Consider the following 17,804-nt stretch of genomic DNA (forward strand, 5'->3'; position numbering starts at 1 on the left):
TGAAACTAAATTGCCGCCATCTTGGCCCCCTCCCTCGCCCTTGTGCGCCAACTGGAGTATAAAAAGATCAACTTCTATGAAAACAACGGGTTTATTGCATGGCAGCGGCCGAGTTCAGACAGCTTGGGGACTATCTTGGTAGTCAGATTCTGGGACAGGGCCCCCTCATCGAGGGGCTGCTGATCGCCCTGTTATGTGAAGGACATGTGTTGATCGAGGGCGCCCCCGGTCTTGCCAAGACCCGGGCCGTCAAGGCGCTGGCCGGCGCGGTGGAGGGGCGCTTCGCCCGCATCCAGTTCACCCCGGACCTGCTGCCCGCCGATCTCACCGGCAGCGAGGTGTTTCATCCCCAGGATGCCAGCTTCGTGTTTCAGCCCGGCCCTCTGTTCAACCACCTGGTGTTGGCGGACGAGATCAACCGGGCGCCGGCCAAGGTGCAGTCCGCCCTCTTGGAGGCGATGGCCGAACATCAGATCACCGTGGGCAAGAAGAGCTGGCGCCTGCCGCCACTCTTTATGGTGGCCGCCACGCAAAACCCGATAGAACAGGAGGGGACCTATCCCCTGCCAGAGGCTCAGCTCGATCGCTTCCTGCTCAAGCTGCTGGTGGACTACCCGAGCCCCGCCATGGAGCTGGCCATCCTCCAGCTCAACGCACAGGGCGACACCCTGCCGACGCCGCCGCTCACCCTGAGCCAGGCCGATCTGCTGGCGGCCCGCAGCGCGGTGCAGGCCGTGCAGATGCAGGGACGCCTCGAGCACTATCTGGTGCAGCTGGTCTGCGCCACCCGCCCCGGCAGCGGCCTGTGTCCGGAGCTCGAACCCCTGGTCGCGGTGGGCGCCAGCCCCAGGGCCAGCATAGGTCTGGCCAGAGCGGCTCGCGCCAGGGCCTGGCTGGCCGGGCGGGATTTCGTGCTGCCCGAAGACATTCAGCAGCTAGCGCCGGCCGTGCTGCGCCATCGCCTCATCCCCAGTTATCAGGCGCTGGCGGACAACCTCGACAACGAGGCGCTCATCACCCTGCTGCTGGATGCGATCCCATGCCCCTGAGCCCGCTCGCTCCCTCTGCGCAGGCCCTGCTGCCATGACGAGCGCCGCCGATCCCCTCGCCCATCCCGATATCGCCCTGCCGCTTGCCAGGTTGCTGGCGATCAGGCTGTGGGCCCGGCAGGGGCCACGCTCGTACATTCAACCGGTGGCGCAGGGGCGGCTGGGCCGCACGCCGGGGCTCACCTTTCGCGAGCTGCGCGCCTATCAGGCCGGTGACGAGGTGCGCCACATCGACTGGCGGGTGACCGCCCGCCTCGGTCGCCCCTATACCCGCCTCTACAGCGAAGAGCAGGATCAGGCCCACTGGCTGCTGCTCGATTTCTCCCCGGCCATGTACTTCGGCTCACACCACCAGCTCAAGGCGCGCCTGGGCTGCGAGCTGGCCGCCGCCCTGCTCTGGCAAGGTGAGAAGCAGGCCAACACCCTGATCTGCCACGGCGTGGAGCCCCATCTGCAACACCAGCGCGGCCCGCTGGTGCCGCTGCTGGAGGCCCTCTGCCACCACTACCGGCTGGGGCTGGCGCGCACGCCGCCCCCCCACACCCTGTCCCATACCCTGGCCCGCCTCAATGTGCCCCACGGCGCCAGATTGACCCTGATCACCGATCACACCCCCTTCGACGAGGCACTCTGCCGCCAGTTGCAGCTGCTCGGTCGGCGCCATGACATTCATTGCTGGCAGATCCGCGATCCGCTGGAGGCAGCCCTGCCCGCCCAGGGGCGCCTGGCGGTGCGCGCCGGCCAGCAGAGCGGCTGGCTCGAGGCCGGCGAACCCGGGTTTGCCTTGCGCTATCAAGCGGCCGCCGAGCAGCTGGCCCGCCAGAGCCATCAGCAACTGCTGCCGCTGGTGCAGCGCCTCTACCGGCTCGACAACGGCCAGCCACTGCAACGCCAGTGGCAGGAGGGGGCATGCCGCCAATTCTGAGCCGGTTCATCAACGCCGTACCGGGCAGCAATGTACCCACCTCCCCGCTGGCGGCCCAGCTTCGCGACATTCACCCTGGCCCACCGCTGCAGCTCGCCTTTGATCCCCGCCTGCTGGGCTGGTGGTGGCTGCTGATCGCCCTGCTGGTCGGCACCTTGATCATCCTCGGCGTGCAAAGCCTGTTGCGTTATCGCCGCTGGCGGCGGCAGCTCGACTGGCAGGCCCCCGATCTGGTGCCCCAGCTGCAGACTGCATTACGCGAGGCCGTGCTGCCCCGCTGGCCCGAGGCGGCTTCCCTGCAGGACGAGTCCTGGCTCGTCTTTCTTGATTCTTTGGGGGGCAGCCGCTTTCGCGAGCTGGCGCCGCACTGGTCTGCCTGGCTCTACGGCGGTCAAAGCCCGGATGCGCAGCAGCGCCAGGCACTGCGCCGGGCCTACCTCGCCTGGGGACGCAGCTGCATCTGCCCACCAGCCTGGTTGCTGGCACTGCGCACTCGCTGGCGGCGCGGTCGAAGCCGTACAAGAGATGTGCACATCCGGAGGCAGCCATGATCCTCGCCTGGCCCTGGTTTGCCCTGGCGCTGGTGCTGCCGCTGCTGGTACGCTTCGGTCTGCCACCCCACACCAGCAGCGCACACGACCCCGGCGTGCTGAACCATGCCGGCTTTCCTCTGCTGCGCCCCCATGCCGGCCAACCCCTGTGGCGAATGGCGCTGTGCTGGTGCGCCCTGGTGCTGGCGCTCTGCCGCCCCCAGTGGCAGGAGCCGCCTCAGGTGAGCTACCAGAGCAGCCGGGATCTCATCCTGGCGGTGGATCTCTCCGACAGCATGCGCACCCAGGACATGCTGGACGACGGGGAGCAAAAAGACCGGCTCAGCGCGGTGCGCCAGCAGATAGACAGGCTCATCGCCGCACGCCCTGGCGATCGCATCGCCCTCATCGTGTTTGCCGATCACGCCTACCTGCTCTCGCCCCTGACCCAGGAGACCAACGCCCTGCTCGGCCTCACCCGCGAGCTCGATTTCGAGCTGGTGGGGCGCACCACCGCGCTGGGCGAGGCCATCCTGCTTGCTCGCCAGCACAAGGCTCCCAACCGCTCCACCGCCCTGTTGCTGGTCACCGACGGGCGCAACACCGCCGGCAGCGCCGATCCCCTGCACGAGGCCAAGCAGGCCGCCGCCGCAGGCATTCGCCTCTATACCCTGGGGGTCGGCGCCGATCCGGATACCTTTGCCGAGGCGATGACCCCCGCGCAGGCCCCGGCCCAGAGCGACCCCAGTGCCGAACTGGACGAGGCCCTCTTGCAGCAGCTGGCCGAGGTGGGCCATGGCCGCTACTTTCGCGCGCGCAACCAGGGGGATCTCGAGGCCATCAATCAGGCGCTGGATACCCTGGAGCCCGTCGCCACCGCGCAGACCCGCTATCGCCCCAATCAGGAGCTCTACCCCTGGCCGCTGGCGCTGGCCTGGCTGCTGCTGAGCTGGTCCGCCCGATTGCGCTGGCCGACGCGGCTGAGCCGCAAAGCCACTGTGCCTGACAACCCCTCCCGAGGCGCCCCATGATGGAACTCACCCTGCTGCGCCCGCTCTGGTTGCTGGCCCTGCTGCCCTGGCTGTGGCAGGGATGGCGCCGTCGTCGCCAGGCCCCGCTGCTGGCCCCCGCCATGCAGGCCTATCTGCTGCCGGGGCAGCGGCGCCACTTTCCCTGGCTCTGGCTGGCCTGCCTGTCGCTGATCCTGGCCTTGAGCGGCCCGGCGCTGCGCCAGCAGAGCCAGAGCATTCCGAGACCGGCCCTCGACATCTGGCTGCTGGATCTCTCCCGCTCCATGCTGGCCACCGATCTGCTGCCGGACCGGGCCACCCGGGTGCGGGTGCTGCTGCAGGATCTGTTGGCTGACCGAGCGCAGCAGGAAGCGGCCCATCCCATCGCCCTCATCCTGTTTGCCGGGGATGCCTACCTCGCCATGCCGCCGACCCGGGATCACCAGGCCCTCGCCCTGCTGCTGCCCGACCTGCGCCCGGCCATCATGCCAAGGCAAGGCAGCGCGCCCGAGCGTGCGGTGGCGCTGGCGCTCAAGCAGATCCCCGCCGGCCAGCAGGCCCGCCTGCTGCTGATCACCGATGACCTGACCGCCCGTCAGGCCGAGCGGATCAAGGCGGTGTGGCCCTGCCAGGGCAGCCTCTTTTGCCACGCCCAGGTACAAGCGCGTCTCGACATCTTGCTGGTCAACAGCGGCCAGGCCAGTCGCCTGCCCGCCACCATAGGCGGTGGTTTCGGCCGTGCCCTGCCGGCCCCCGACGTGGCCACCCTGCAACAGCTGGCCGGCGATCTCGGCGGTCAACTGCAGTGGCTGCAACAGGGGGCACCACACTTTGCCCCCCTGCCCATGAGCCAGACTACAGGTGTGCACCAGGCCATGGATCTCGGCCCCTGGCTGCTGCTGCCCCTGCTGCCGCTGGCGCTGCTGGCCCGTATCGGCACCCTCTGGCTGGTGCTGGTGGGGGCGCTGCTGCTGACCCCCCCCTCTCTGCAAGCCAGCCCGGCGCCCACGGCCCTGCCGCCTGCTGCCCATGACAATCAGGCCTGGCAGGCCTTCTTGCAAAAGCGCTATCAGGAGGCCGCCCGCGCCTTTGCGGATCCCGTCTGGCAGGGCAATGCCTGGTATCGGGCTGGCGACTACGCCAAGGCGGCCGCCGCCTATGGCCGGGCCAGCACGGCCACTGCCCACTACAATCGGGGCAATGCCCTGGTGCAGCTCGGTCAGCTGGCGGCCGCCGAGCAGGCCTATCTGGCGGCGCTGGCGCTGGAGCCGGGCCATCAGGATGCACGCTACAACCTGACCTTGCTGCGCGCCCAGCCGCCCGAGGCAACCCCACAGGCGCAGGACCCCAAGCCCATCGATGCCCCCGAACAGGCCACCACCCCGGATGCCCCCCAGCCTCCGTCGCCTCCCGTCCTGCTGCTGGAGCAACGCCTGCGCAAGGAAGATCAGCGCAGACGCCAGCAGGAGGCCGACCGCGGCCTCGCCCCTGGCACATTGAAGGGAGAGGATCCTTGGTGAGCCGCCTCTTCGCCCCTTGCCATGCCCTGTGCCTGTTGCTGCTCTGGCTGATGACGGCGCAGGTTTTTGCCGCCCCGCCCCGGGCCGAGCTGCTGCCGGGGGCCGATCGCCGCGACTGGTTGCTGATCATCGAAGCGGACGGCGAGCGCCAGAGCAATGAGCTTGCCATTACCTCTCTGCTGCGTCAGTTTGCGGTGGGCAAGGTGACCATGAGCCGGGTCAGTACCCCGCAGCAGAGCCTGACTCGCTGGCAGATCCCCCTGCACCTGCTGGATACCAGCCCGCAGCAGGTGCCGGCCCTGCCACTGGGGGCGGAGCAGACTCCGTCCATCCCCTTTCCGCCACGCAGCGAAGCCGGCAATCTGGCGCCAGCGCCCGCCATCTCTCCCATCGAACTGCAGGCCCGGGTGCTGCAACAGGGGCCGCTCTACCCCGGCCAGCCCTTTGTCTATCAGCTCAGCCTCTGGCTGCCGGCCAACATGGAGGCCCCCAACCTCACCGAGCCGGCCAGCGATGCCTTCACCATTCGCCGCCTCGGCAACGATCAGTGGCAGCCACCGGCGAGCCCAGGCCTGCCTGGCCGCCTGACCCGCAGCTGGCTGCTGCAGGCCAAGGAAGCGGGGCACCATCCGCTGGAGTCCCCCCGCTTTCAGGGGCGTTTGCCGCAAGATGATGGCGGCAGTGACCCGCTCTCGGCCCGGGCCGCCACCCTGTTCGTGCAGATCGACGAGCCCCCGCTGCAACCGGTGGCAAGCCAGCTCACCCTGAGCCAGCGGCTGGATCCGCCGACGGCGGCCAGAGCGGGTGAACCGGTGATCCGCACCCTGACCCTCACCCTGGAGGGGGGGGATGGCAGCCGCCTCAATCTGGCACGCCTGCTCGGCTCATCCGGCCTGCCCGCCGGCATCAGGGCCAGGCCGGATGGGGAGCAGCAGCAGGAGCGCTATCTCGCCAAAGGGACGCTGCGTTTCGAGCACGAGTGGCGCCAGGCCTTGACCGTGGACGAACCCGGTGACTACCTGCTGCCCGCTATCGAGCTGGCCTGGTTCAACACCCAGCGCGGGCGCATCGAATACGCTAGGCTGCCCGCCACGCCCCTGCACATCGCTGCGGGCACGCAGTCGCCGCCGGCGCAGGATGGGCCGAACGACGAGAGCCTGCGGTGGGTCATCTGGGCCCTGCTGCTGCGGGCCTGCTGGCGCCACGGGCCGCGCTGGCACGCCTTCTATCGCCTGCAACAGGCGCTGTGTCGGGCCGATGCCGAGCAGATCCGGGCCCGCTTGCTGGCATGGGCCCGCCTGCGCTGGCCACTGCCCCATCCCCGCCTCGATATCCTGCCATGTCGTCGCAATCCCGCCCTTGAGCCTCACTTTGCCACACTGGAGCGCGCCTGTTTTGCCGCCGCTTCCCCTGCTGAGAGCCACCCGCAAACCTGGGCGGACTTTGCCAGCGCCCTATGCGGCCACGAAACTTTTGCGATAGCCTATGGCCTCAGGCAACTGGCCAGGATCGGTTGATCCGGGCCTTCATTCAAATAAGGAAGCCCAGCGATGGCTTTAGGTTTTTTCAGAAAAAAAGGTGCCACGGTCGGAAAGGATCCCACGGCCTCCCCGGTCTATGGAGGCATGGCAGACAAACAAACCAAATACGAAGCCTTGGTACATGCCCTGCACGGGGACATCTACCGCTACGCCTACTGGCTGTGCCGGGATCCGCAAGTGGCGGAAGATCTGGTGCAGGAGACCTTTCTGCGCGCCTGGAAGAGCATCGACTCCCTGCTCGACGACAAGGCCGCCAAGGCCTGGCTCATCACCATACTGCGGCGGGAAAATGCGCGCCGGTTCGAGCGCAAGCAGTTTGACCTCGTCGATCTCGACGAGCATCCCCAGAGCGATCAGGAGGCACTGCACAGCGAGCAGGAGATGGAGAACGAGTGGCTCAGACGCCACATCGCCCGTCTGCCGGCCGAATATCAGGAACCCCTGCTGCTGCAGGTGCTGGGGGGCTTTAGCGGCGACGAGATCGCGGCGCAGCTGGGGCTCAACAAGAGCACCGTCATGACTCGCCTGTTTCGGGCCCGCAACCAGATAAAAGAGGCCATGGAGTCAACGACCCAACAGAGAGGACACACCAATGGATGAGCTGGAATTTCGCCGTCGGGCCATAGCCCATCCACATGAGCAGGATCCCGCGTTTCTCGAGCAGGCCCAGCGCTCCCCCGCCAATCGCAAGCATCTGGACGAGATGAAGCAGCTCGATCGCAGCCTGCAGCGAGCCATGGAGGTCGAGGTGCCGGCCGGTCTGGCCGAGCGCATCCTGCTCAGACAAGCGCTGGAAGCCGATCAGCCGCAGGTGGTTCCCCTGCCGGTGCGTCCCCGCAGCAACTGGCGTGCACTGGCGATGGCGGCCTCGGTCGCCTTCCTGCTCGGCATGAGCACTCGCTGGCTGAGCTGGCCGCTGGCCGCTCCCGACGAACTCTCGCTGGCCCAGGTCGCCATGGCCCACGTCTATGGCGAGGAGCCCTTCATCAAGGATGTGGACGAGCAGGTGAGCCTGCGCACCATCAACGCCAAGATGGAGAAATATGGCGCCACCTTGATGGGCATGCAGGGGCTGAAGATCACCTATGTCAACCACTGCTCCTTCTATCAGGGGCCGGCGCTGCACATGGTATTGCAGGGCAAGATGGGCCCGGTCACCCTGTTCCTGGTGCCCAAGCACGTGCCACTCACCCTGCAGCCCACCTTTGAAGATGGCCAGCTCAAGGGCGAGATCCTGCAACTCAAGGGGGCCAACATGGTGCTGATCGGCGAGATGGAGGAGCCGCTGGCGCCGGTGGCAGAGCAGCTGGAATCCCGGCTGCATTGGTCAATTTAACAGGCATTAACCCAATCTTGACTCGCCTCGAACCGGGTCAAGCCAACGGGCAGACCAATCAGGTTGGCTGCCCGTTTATCTCCTTTCCCGTCACGATTCTCCCCTATTCGCCACTCATTCCCTGCAAATACCCAAAAATATTTTTGTGATGCAGATCGCCGTATGTGAGTGTTTTTTATCCGATTAATGGTAAAAGAGACTATTTAAGCGGCGAATTCAAACAAATGATTAACACTCTGGAAACTTTTATGTATTCTGCTGTCACTGGTCTGATTTCTTACCTCCTACCAGATCCATAGAATCACGCCAGAATTGAATGGGAAGAAGCTGAAATAACAACAGATCTTGTCACATACAGAGGCAAAATAGCCCTGATGCCGACGGAAAATCTGCCTACAAGAGAGAACACTATGACAACTGCCTTTTTCAAAAAGAGCCTGATCGCTGCCGCCGTCACCCTGGCCAGTACCCAAACCTTCGCCGCCGCGTTCCAATTGAACGAACACTCAGCCTCCGGCCTGGGTCGTGCGTATGCAGGGGAAGCCGCCGTGGCGGACAACGCCTCCGTGTTGTCCCGCAACCCGGCAGCCATGACCCAGTTTGACAAGATGGCGTTCTCTGTCTCCGGTACCTATATCAAGCCGGACGTGGATGTAAATGGTGACATCTATGCAGGCCCTGCCAAGATGGCTGGTGCCAGCGAAAGCGGCATCGCGCCGAGCGCCTTCGTGCCTGCCACCTACTTCATCCAGCCGCTGAACGACCAGTGGGCCTGGGGTATCGGCCTGTTCTCCAACTACGGTCTGTCGACCGAATACACCGAGAACTTCAACGGTGGCTCCATTGCCGGCAACACCGAACTGCTCACCTTCAACATCAACCCGAACATTGCCTACCGCGTCAACCAGCACTTCAGCGTCGGCGCCGGTCTGAACCTGGTCTATGCCAAGGCTGAACTGAACCGCCGCGCCGGTGTGCTGGCCGCCGTGCCGCCGCTGAGCAGCGTGCCGGGTATCGGCAAGGACACCATCGTCAGCCACCTCAAGGGCGACGACTGGGGTTACGGCTGGAACGTGGGCACCATGTATGAAGTGAACGAGAACAACCGCTTCGCGCTGACCTATCGCTCCCAGGTAGACCTGAAGTTCAAGGGTGACTATCAGGGCACCTCCTCCGGCTTCAAGACCGTCGGTGGCGAACTGCCGCTGGATCTGCCGGCCCAGGCCGAGTTCGCCGGTTACCACCGTCTGAACCAGCAGTTTGCCGTGCACTACTCCGTCAACTGGACCGACTGGAGCGCCTTCCAGGAGCTCAAGGCCACCAGCGGTCAGTGCAACAGCACCGACGGTGCCGGCGTCTGCCTCTACAAGCCGGAGAAGTTCAAGGACTCCACCCGTTACTCTCTGGGCGGTACCTGGTACGTCAACCCGTCCTGGGAAGCCCGTATCGGCTTTGCCTACGACAACACCCCGATCGAGCCGGAATACCGCAGCCTGAGCATCCCGGATTCCGACCGCGTATGGTATAGCGCTGGCGCTACCTACCACATCGACAAGGACATGAGCGTCGACTTCGGCATGGCCTATCTGGACGGCAAGAAAGTGGACGTCAACGAGAAGCTGGTCGAAAGCAACGAAGCCCTGCGCTGGAAAGGCACCTCTCACGGCAACGCCTTCCTCGCTTCCGCTCAGTTCAACATGAAGTTCTGATAATCAGCGAATTGACCAGAGCGCCTGCGGGCGCTCTTTTTTTATTCCGAATTCATGTTTCAGCGTACATCTGTAGTAAACAACTGTACGCTTTTCTTTTTTTATCAAGCTATTAGCAGCACATCCCTCAGCATTTAATCCCGTTTTCATTCCCTCGTCCCCGCGCCCGTTGCCTTACTGGTCATACCATATAAAATCCTGCCTCCAACCATAAGAACGTTCGAACTCCAGGTTCATTTTCAAGGACAATGCAATGCACTCCATCATGAAGCCGTCTCTCATCGCCCTGCTGGTGCTGTCGAGCCAGGCCCAGGCGGCAGGTTTTCAGCTGGCCGAACAATCCGCCACCGGCATGGGCCGCGCCTTTGCTGGCGAAGCCACCATCGCCGACAATGCCAGCGTGCTCTCCCGCAACGCCGCCGCCATGACCCGTTTCGATACCATGGCCTTCTCCGGTGGCTTCATCTATGTGCGCCCCGACGTCAACATCGAGGGCACCACCCGGGTGCCGACTCCCAAGGGGCCGGTCAGCCTGGATGCGGCAGCCCACGACATCGCCGATGATGCCTGGGTGCCCAACGCCTACCTCATAGTGCCGCTCAACGACCAGTGGCGCCTGGGGCTGGCAGCCACCTCCTATTACGGGCTCGGCGTCAAAATGCCGGACAACTACAATGCCGGCCACTTCGGCAATATCTCCGACATCAAGACCGTGGATCTGGGGGCATCGCTGGCCTACCGCGTCAACCGCGTCTGGTCCGTCGGCGCCGGCCTCTCCGCCATTCAGGGCGAAGGGGAAGTGGGTGGCACCTTCCCGTCCAACAACCAGATCGCCAAGCATTTGAAAGGGGATGGCTGGGCCATGGGCTGGAACCTGGGCACCCTGCTGGAGCTGTCGGAAGCGACCCGCATCGGCCTCTCCTACCGCCACGACGTCACCCTGAAGCTCTCCGGCGACGCTATCGGCATCGATCAGAACGGGCAGCCCTTCACCGATACCGGCAGCCTGGATCTGCCGCTGCCCGCCACCGCCGAGCTGGCCCTGTTCCATCAGCTGACGCCGGCGCTGGCACTGCATTCGAGCATCAACTGGACCAACTGGAGCAAGTTCGTACAGCTGGAATCCGAGCTCGATCACCACGGTGTCATGCATATCAAGGACGAACACTGGGAAGACAGCTGGCGCTACGCGCTGGGCCTGACCTACCAGCTGGCGCCGCAATGGCAGCTGCGCTCCGGCCTTGCCTATGACCGCAGCCCGGTCCCGGCGGATCGCCGCACCATCTCCATCCCCGACTCGGATCGAGTCTGGTACAGCGCCGGGGTGGGTTATCAGATCGATCGCAACCTCTCGCTGGATCTGGGGGTGACGCTCATCGATGGCAAGAAGGTGGACGTGAGCGAGACCATGCAGCTCAAACCCGGCATACCGCAGACCACCTCCACCTTCCAGGGCACCTCGGAAGGGGATGCCTGGCTGGCCGGTCTGCAGCTCAATTACCTGTTCTGAAGCGGGCGGGCATCCCCTGCCCGCCCACTCAAGCACTATGCCAGTTATTGACCGTTTCTGGCCTCCAAGCGCTGGCATAGTGCGCGGCTTCACAATAAAATCAATCCAGTACACACGCTGGAGAGATGCATGTATTCATACGTAGCAAGGCAGCCCATCCTGGATCGGGAGTTGAACACCCACGCCTATGAGCTGCTGTTTCGCGACAGTCTGGATAACGTGTTCCCCCCCATCTCCTCCCAGCAAGCCACCGCCAGACTGGTGGTCGAACAGTTCCTGCAACAGAACATCGATCAGTTGCTCGGCGGTCGCCCCTGCTTCATCAACTTCCCTCACTCTCTGCTGCTGGAAGGGCTGGCCGAGTGCCTGCCGCCGGAGAAGGTGGTGATCGAGATCCTGGAAGATGCCGATCCCGACGATGCGCTGCTGGCCAAGGTCAAACAGCTGCACGGGCTGGGCTATCAGCTCGCCCTCGACGACTTCACCCTGTCGCCCGATTGGGAGCGCTTCCTCCCCTACATCCACATCATCAAGTTCGATCTGCGCGCCACGTCGCTGCTGCAGATCAAGGTGTTCATCCAGCAGCATCAGCAGCTCAAGCTCACCTATCTGGCGGAGAAGGTGGAGGACAAGGCAGAGTTTGAACGGGTCAAGCGCCTTGGCATCGACCTGTTCCAGGGCTTCTTCTTCAGTCGACCCGAGATGGTCAAGCAGGCGACCATGGAGCCGGCCCAGGTGGTTGTGATGCAGCTGCTCAACGTGGTCAACCAGCCCGAGCCCGACCTCAACCGCATCGAGCAACTGCTGAGTCAGGACATCTCCCTGTCCCTCAAGCTGCTGCGTTACGTCAACCACCTCAAGAGCCACGCCAACCCCATCTCCTCCTTTCGCCAGGCGGCGGTCTATCTCGGCCACACCCAGCTCAAACGCTTCGTGACCCTGGTCGCCGCCACCAGCGCCGGCCACGGCAAGAGTGCCGAGCTCTATCAGATGTCGATGATCCGGGCCCGCTTCTGCGAACTGCTGGCCCACACCCATGCCCCGACCCAGGAAGCCCAGCAGGCCTTCATCACCGGCCTCTTCTCCCTGCTCGATGTGTTGATGGAACAGCCCATGGACAAGCTGCTCGGCACCATTCCGCTGATCGAAGAGATCCGGGTCGCCCTGCTGGAACGCAAGGGCAATCTGGGGTTCTATCTGTCGTTTTGCGAGGATTACGAGAGTGCGAACTGGCAACGGATCACGGCCAGAACGGCCCGGCTCGGGCTCAATGAAGAGAAGGTCAGTCAGCTCTATCTGACCGCCACCGCCTGGGTCAACCAGCAACTCCAGGCGATGGCGGAAACAGATTAACCCAGCTCGATGGCGACCGCCGTCGCCTCCCCGCCCCCGATACACAGACTGGCCACCCCGCGTGTGAGACCGCGTTCGCGCAGGGCATGGATCAGGGTCACCAGGATCCTGGCACCACTCGCCCCCAGCGGATGACCCAGCGCGCAGGCGCCGCCGTTCACGTTGACCTTGTCATGGGGCAGCTGGCAACCGGCCATCGCCAGCAGGCTGACCATGGCAAACGCCTCGTTGACCTCGAACAGATCCACCTCCTCCACCCGCCAACCCACCTTGGCCAGCAGGCCCTTGATGGCCCCTACCGGTGCGCTGGTAAACTCGGCGGGCAGGGCCGCGTGGCTCTGATAACCCACCAGTCGCGCCAGCACCGGCAGTCCCAGCTGCACGGCAGTGTCGGAGCGCATCAGGATCAGCGCCGCCGCCCCGTCCGAGATGGAGCTGGCATTGGCCGCCGTGATGGTGCCCGTCTTGCTGAAGGCAGGCTTGAGTTGGGGGATCTTCTCGGGCCTGGCCTTGGCAGGCTGCTCATCCTCGGCCAGCAGCAGGGTATCTCCGGCCATCACAGGCGCCAGCTCCGCCGCAAAGGCACCGCTGCGCTGGGCCGCCAGCGCCCGCTCCAGCGATGCGATGGCAAAGGCATCCATGTCGGCACGGGTCAGTCCGGCGCGATCGGCGCTCAGCTGGGCATAATGCCCCATCAGCGGGCCTTCGTAGGCATCCTGCAGTCCGTCGAGGAACATGTGATCGAGCACGCTCTGGTGCCCCATCCGAAAACCGCTGCGCGCCTTGTCCAGAAGATATGGGGCGCGGCTCATGCTCTCCATCCCGCCGGCGATCACCACCTTGGTATCGCCGAGCCGCAACCCATCGGCCGCCAGCATCACCGCCTTCATGCCGGAACCGCACACCTTGTTGACCGTGGTGCAGGGGATGCTGTCCGGCAGACCCGCCTTCAGCACCGCCTGGCGGGCGGGTGCCTGGCCGACCCCGGCACTCAGCACGTTGCCCAGATAGGCTTCATCGATCTGCTCTCCCCTGAGCCCCGCTTCTGCCATGGCCGCGGCAATGGCACAGGCCCCCAGTTCAGGTGCCGTCAGGTTGGCCAGGGCTCCCTGGAAGGCCCCCATGGGGGTACGTTTGGCCGCAACAATCACGATATCCATCAATTGCACTCTCCTTGTTACATTGAAATAACATATGCTGCCGCCGCTGCGGGAACAAGACTTGCGGGGCAGTTGACGTTTGGGTAAGGTGCCAGCCAGGATTGACAGTCAAGATAGCGCCATGAACCGAACCAAGGATGACACGCGGACCTACAGCATCAGCGAACTGGCCCGTGAATTTGATGTTACGACCCGAAGTATTCGTTTTTATGAAGATCAGGGACTTTTGAATCCTGCCCGCCAGGGACAGACCCGGATCTACAGTCGGCAGGACCGAGTGAGACTCAAGCTGACCCTGCGCGGCAAGCGACTGGGCTTCAGCCTGGCGGATATCCGCGCTCTGTTTGATCTCTACGATGCGGACAAGAGCAGCCGCACCCAGCTGCAAACCATGCTGGGACTGGTGGCCGACAAGCGGGAGACCCTGCAGCAACAACTGGAAGACATCAAGATGGTGCTGCTGGAGCTGGACGCCGCCGAGCAGCGCTGCCAGCAGGCACTCGCTCAGCTCGGCTGACGGTCACAACAACAAGCATAAAGAAAGGGGCCCGCGGGCCCCTTGTTCATGGCAACTGGATTATTTGTTCCAGCGGTCCGGATCGTAATCCGGGCTGTAGCGGTCGACGATGACGGCGCAGGCCGCATCGCCGGTGATGTTGAGGGCGGTACGGATCATGTCGAACAGGCGATCCAGCGCAAACAACAGCGGCAGCCCTTCGATGGGGATCCCGGCGGCCAGCAGCACGGCGACCACCAGGAAGCTCGGGCCCGGTACGCCGGCCTGGCCGATGGCCCCCAGGGTGGCGGTCACTATGATGGCAGCCCAGGCACCCATGGAGAGATCGATCTGGTAGACCTGGGCGAAGAAGATGGCGACCAGGCCGTAATAGATGGCGTTGCCGCTCATGTTGATGGTGGCGCCCAGCGGCAGCACGAAGGAGGCCGTGGCATTGGTTACCTTCAGCTCCTCCTCGCAGGTCTCCATGTTGACCGGCAGGGTCGCCATGGAAGAGGCGGTGGAGAAGGCGACGATCTGCGGCTTCTTCATGGCAGACAGGTATTTGCGTACCGGCGTGTTGGAGAAGAGCACGATCAGCAGCGGATAGACCACGAAGGCGAAGATCAGGATGGCGGCCAGATAGACCACGAACAGCTTGAGCACCAGGGTCAGCACGTCGAAACCGTAGGTACCGATGGCATCGGCCATCAGGCCAAACACGCCGAGTGGCGCGATCAGCATCACCTTGTTGATCATCCAGACAAAGGCATCCACCAGGGTGTTGAGGCCGTCCACCAGGGGTTTGGCCCGCTCGCGGGGTTGCTTGGCCAGGGCGATGCCGAGGAACATGCAGAACACCAGGATCTGCAGGATGTTGGCTTCGTTGAGCGACTGGAAGACGTTGGTCGGGATCATCCCGAGCAGGGTGGCGACCGCATCGGGCAGCGCCCCCTTGTCGGCATAGTCACCGGAGAACATGGAGGCCATGGAGCCGAACTCGACCCCGACACCGGGCTTGAAGATCTGCCCCATCACCAGGGCCAGCAGTACCGCCAGCGCCGAGGTACCGAGGAAGAAGGCCAGCGTGGTGACGCCAATCTTGCCCGCCGCCGGGCTGGCGCCGAGGTTGGCCGCCCCCGACAGAATGGCGACCGCCACCAGCGGGATCACCAGCATCTTGATCAGCTGGATGAAGAGAGTGCCGAGCGGTGCAAATACGGTGGCTTGTTCACCCATGAACGCCCCCACCAGTGCCCCCAGCACCATGGCGACCACGACCTGGAAGCCAACGTTCTTAATGAGTCCTTTTGTTAACACAGAATGTTCCTTTAAGTAGCAAATATTCGCACTTTCCCAGTGCAATCAACCAAACAGGGGATGAACAGCTGTCCATTCCCCTGAGCGCGCGCTTTATCTCATATTTATTCGCTGTTTTAAATCGTCAAATCGTTAACGGGAGTTATTGATAAGTTTGCAACAAAGTAAAGATTCAAAAGGCTCACGGCGATTTTTCCCGCTTTATTCATGACAACTGGCAAAAGATTGTGCTACTTTGGCTGGGCAAACGTGCATACAGGGATGAAAACATGCTGAAAGTTAACGAGTATTTTGATGGAAATGTAAAATCCATCGGTTTCGAGCAAAAAGGCGACAAAGCCACCGTGGGTGTGATGGAAGCCGGTGACTACCAGTTCAATACCGCCGCCCCCGAGCGGATGACGGTGGTCAAGGGTGCGCTCACCATCCAGCTGGCCGACGAAGACGAATGGCACACCTATGAGCAGGGTCAATCCTTCGACGTGGCCGGCCACTCCTCCTTCAAGCTGGAAGTGAAAACCCCCACCGCCTATCTGTGCGAGTTTCTCGATTAAACCGCCGGCAACCCTTGCCTGAACACGCACAAAGGAGCAGCCCCCGGGCCGCTCCTTCTTTATTTGGCGCAGACCGCCCTCCTCTTTGCCACCCATCCTTGCTTTCATTTGCGTGCCGCCATCACACCCCTCGGTTTTCCCGCTTTCCATCGACTACAAAAAATTTACAATATTTAGACGAAACCCATAATCGGAGTGGTGTCATGATCAGTGTCTTCGACCTGTTTTCCATCGGGATCGGTCCCTCTTCTTCTCATACCGTGGGGCCGATGCGCGCCTCCTACGCCTTTGTCACCGCGCTCAAGCAGCAGGGAGTGCTGCCCAGCACCGAACGGGTAGAAGTAGAGTGCTACGGTTCGCTCGGCCAGACTGGCAAGGGCCATGGCACCGGCAAGGCCATCATCCTGGGACTGGCCGGTTTCGAACCCGAGTCGGTGGACATCGAAGCCATCCCCGCCTTTTTGACCGAAGTGGAGCGCAACCAGTCGCTGCTGCTGGCGGGTGAACAGCCGAGCCAGTTTGCCCGCAGCGGTGCCATCATCTTCAACCGGCGCAAGACCCTGCCCGCCCACTCCAACGGCATGACCCTGCGCGCCTTTGCCGGGGAACAGCTGCTGTTTAGCCAGACCTACTACTCCATCGGCGGCGGTTTCATCATCGAGGAGAGCCACTTCGCCAATGCCAAGGAGGAGGCCGCCCGCTTCGATGCAGCCCACCCCATCCCCTACCCGTTCGAGAGCGGCGCCCAGTTGCTGGCCCACTGCCAGGAGAGCGGCCTCTCCATCTCCGGCGTGATGCTGGCCAACGAGAAGGTGTTTCGCACCGAAGCCGAGATCAAGGCGGGCCTGCGCAAGATCTGGCAGGCCATGCAGGGCTGTGTCGAGCGTGGCTGTCGCAGCGAGGGGGTGCTGCCCGGCGGCCTCAAGGTGAAACGGCGGGCCCCGGCGCTCTATCGCCAGCTCAGCTGCGAGACCAATTTCAACAAGGATCCGCTGATGGTGATGGAGTGGGTGGATCTGTTCGCGCTGGCCGTCAACGAGGAGAACGCCGCCGGCGGCCGGGTGGTGACCGCCCCCACCAACGGCGCCGCCGGCATCATTCCCGCCGTGCTGCACTATTACGATCGCTTCGTGCGCAAGGTGGATGACGAGCTGCTGCTGAGCTACTTCCTCGCCGCCGCCGCCATCGGCATCCTCTACAAGAAGAACGCATCGCTCTCCGGCGCCGAGGTGGGCTGCCAGGGCGAGGTGGGCGTCGCCTGCTCCATGGCGGCGGGGGCGCTGACCGAGATCCTGGGCGGCAGCCCGGCGATTGTCGAGAACGCCGCCGAAATAGGCATGGAACACAACCTGGGGCTCACCTGCGATCCGGTGGGTGGCCAGGTGCAGGTGCCCTGCATCGAGCGCAACGCCATGGGCGCGGTCAAGGCCATCAACGCCGCGCGCCTGGCCCTGCGCGGTACCGGCGAGCACAAGGTATCGCTGGACAAGGTGATCAAGACCATGTGGGAAACCGGCAACGACATGAAGACCAAATACAAGGAAACCGCCCGCGGTGGCCTGGCGGTTAACATTACCGAGTGTTAAAGATCGGTAAATTGCTCCATTTGGTTCCTAAATACCCGGCATTGTCGGGTATTTTTATGGGCAAACGCTTAACAAAATGGATAAGCATCAAAATAAATTTTATACTCGCCCGCTCTGACTCAACAAAAATAGATCTATTTCAACTTTTTTTGGGCTTTGAGCCGTTACACTGTGGTTATCTGGTTCATTGACCTCGGCGACGACG

At 63.4% G+C, this 17,804-nt stretch carries 16 protein-coding genes; 14 read left to right on the top strand and 2 right to left on the bottom strand.

The window, feature by feature from the left end:
- Positions 1-98: 98 nt before the first annotated feature.
- The 11 genes from OKB87_RS01450 to OKB87_RS01500 all read left to right on the top strand — a co-directional run bounded on the left by OKB87_RS01450 (position 99) and on the right by OKB87_RS01500 (position 12,483).
- Complete coding sequence (locus tag OKB87_RS01450) at positions 99-1,049, top strand: AAA family ATPase (protein ID WP_005301202.1); 951 nt, start codon at positions 99-101, stop codon at positions 1,047-1,049.
- 34 nt (positions 1,050-1,083) lie between these two features.
- The gene (locus OKB87_RS01455) at positions 1,084-1,974 is read left to right on the top strand and encodes a DUF58 domain-containing protein (protein WP_270826207.1); all 891 of its coding nucleotides are present in this window, start codon (positions 1,084-1,086) and stop codon (positions 1,972-1,974) included.
- The gene (locus tag OKB87_RS01460; protein WP_270826208.1) at positions 1,959-2,525 is read left to right on the top strand and encodes a DUF4381 domain-containing protein; all 567 of its coding nucleotides are present in this window, start codon (positions 1,959-1,961) and stop codon (positions 2,523-2,525) included. Before OKB87_RS01455 ends, OKB87_RS01460 begins: the two co-directional genes overlap by 16 nt.
- The gene (locus tag OKB87_RS01465) at positions 2,522-3,535 is read left to right on the top strand and encodes a VWA domain-containing protein (protein WP_270826210.1); all 1,014 of its coding nucleotides are present in this window, start codon (positions 2,522-2,524) and stop codon (positions 3,533-3,535) included. The genes OKB87_RS01460 and OKB87_RS01465 overlap by 4 nt, the downstream gene beginning before the upstream one ends.
- Entirely contained in the window at positions 3,535-5,034 is a 1,500-nt protein-coding gene (locus OKB87_RS01470) for a tetratricopeptide repeat protein (RefSeq protein WP_270826365.1), read from the top strand. The genes OKB87_RS01465 and OKB87_RS01470 overlap by 1 nt, the downstream gene beginning before the upstream one ends.
- Complete coding sequence (locus OKB87_RS01475) at positions 5,031-6,551, top strand: hypothetical protein (RefSeq protein WP_270826212.1); 1,521 nt, start codon at positions 5,031-5,033, stop codon at positions 6,549-6,551. The genes OKB87_RS01470 and OKB87_RS01475 overlap by 4 nt, the downstream gene beginning before the upstream one ends.
- A gap of 33 nt (positions 6,552-6,584) precedes the next feature.
- Positions 6,585-7,175 carry a sigma-70 family RNA polymerase sigma factor gene (locus OKB87_RS01480; RefSeq protein ID WP_270826214.1) on the top strand — a complete coding sequence of 197 codons (591 nt, stop codon included), beginning with the start codon at positions 6,585-6,587 and terminating at the stop codon, positions 7,173-7,175.
- The gene (locus OKB87_RS01485; RefSeq protein WP_011706005.1) at positions 7,168-7,911 is read left to right on the top strand and encodes a DUF3379 domain-containing protein; all 744 of its coding nucleotides are present in this window, start codon (positions 7,168-7,170) and stop codon (positions 7,909-7,911) included. The genes OKB87_RS01480 and OKB87_RS01485 overlap by 8 nt, the downstream gene beginning before the upstream one ends.
- A 410-nt stretch (positions 7,912-8,321) precedes the next feature.
- A complete protein-coding gene (locus tag OKB87_RS01490) occupies positions 8,322-9,620 on the top strand; it encodes an outer membrane protein transport protein (RefSeq protein WP_101614930.1) in 1,299 nt (432 codons plus the stop codon).
- A 253-nt stretch (positions 9,621-9,873) separates the two neighbouring features.
- Positions 9,874-11,130, top strand: coding sequence for an OmpP1/FadL family transporter (locus tag OKB87_RS01495; RefSeq protein WP_270826215.1), 1,257 nt, complete (start codon positions 9,874-9,876; stop codon positions 11,128-11,130).
- Positions 11,131-11,259: 129 nt separating this feature from the next.
- A complete protein-coding gene (locus tag OKB87_RS01500; protein ID WP_024945326.1) occupies positions 11,260-12,483 on the top strand; it encodes an EAL and HDOD domain-containing protein in 1,224 nt (407 codons plus the stop codon).
- On the opposite strand, the gene OKB87_RS01505 is transcribed toward OKB87_RS01500, so the two are convergent.
- Positions 12,480-13,643, bottom strand: coding sequence for a thiolase family protein (locus OKB87_RS01505; protein ID WP_270826216.1), 1,164 nt, complete (start codon positions 13,641-13,643; stop codon positions 12,480-12,482). The two genes, OKB87_RS01500 and OKB87_RS01505, sit on opposite strands and share 4 nt — an antisense overlap.
- A gap of 121 nt (positions 13,644-13,764) precedes the next feature.
- Between OKB87_RS01505 and OKB87_RS01510 the strand changes: the two genes are divergently transcribed.
- Positions 13,765-14,160 carry a MerR family transcriptional regulator gene (locus OKB87_RS01510; protein ID WP_270826217.1) on the top strand — a complete coding sequence of 132 codons (396 nt, stop codon included), beginning with the start codon at positions 13,765-13,767 and terminating at the stop codon, positions 14,158-14,160.
- A 60-nt stretch (positions 14,161-14,220) separates the two neighbouring features.
- On the opposite strand, the gene OKB87_RS01515 is transcribed toward OKB87_RS01510, so the two are convergent.
- A complete protein-coding gene (locus tag OKB87_RS01515; RefSeq protein ID WP_011705999.1) occupies positions 14,221-15,459 on the bottom strand; it encodes a dicarboxylate/amino acid:cation symporter in 1,239 nt (412 codons plus the stop codon).
- A gap of 269 nt (positions 15,460-15,728) precedes the next feature.
- Between OKB87_RS01515 and ppnP the strand changes: the two genes are divergently transcribed.
- Together ppnP and OKB87_RS01525 are read left to right on the top strand one after the other, a co-directional pair.
- Positions 15,729-16,013 (top strand): pyrimidine/purine nucleoside phosphorylase, encoded by a 285-nt coding sequence (ppnP, locus tag OKB87_RS01520; protein ID WP_026080125.1) that lies wholly within the window; start codon positions 15,729-15,731, stop codon positions 16,011-16,013.
- A gap of 203 nt (positions 16,014-16,216) precedes the next feature.
- Entirely contained in the window at positions 16,217-17,599 is a 1,383-nt protein-coding gene (locus OKB87_RS01525) for an L-serine ammonia-lyase (protein ID WP_139390497.1), read from the top strand.
- Positions 17,600-17,804 lie beyond the last annotated feature (205 nt).

This window comes from Aeromonas sp. Y318-1, assembly GCF_027706125.1.
GTDB lineage: Bacteria > Pseudomonadota > Gammaproteobacteria > Enterobacterales > Aeromonadaceae > Aeromonas > Aeromonas hydrophila.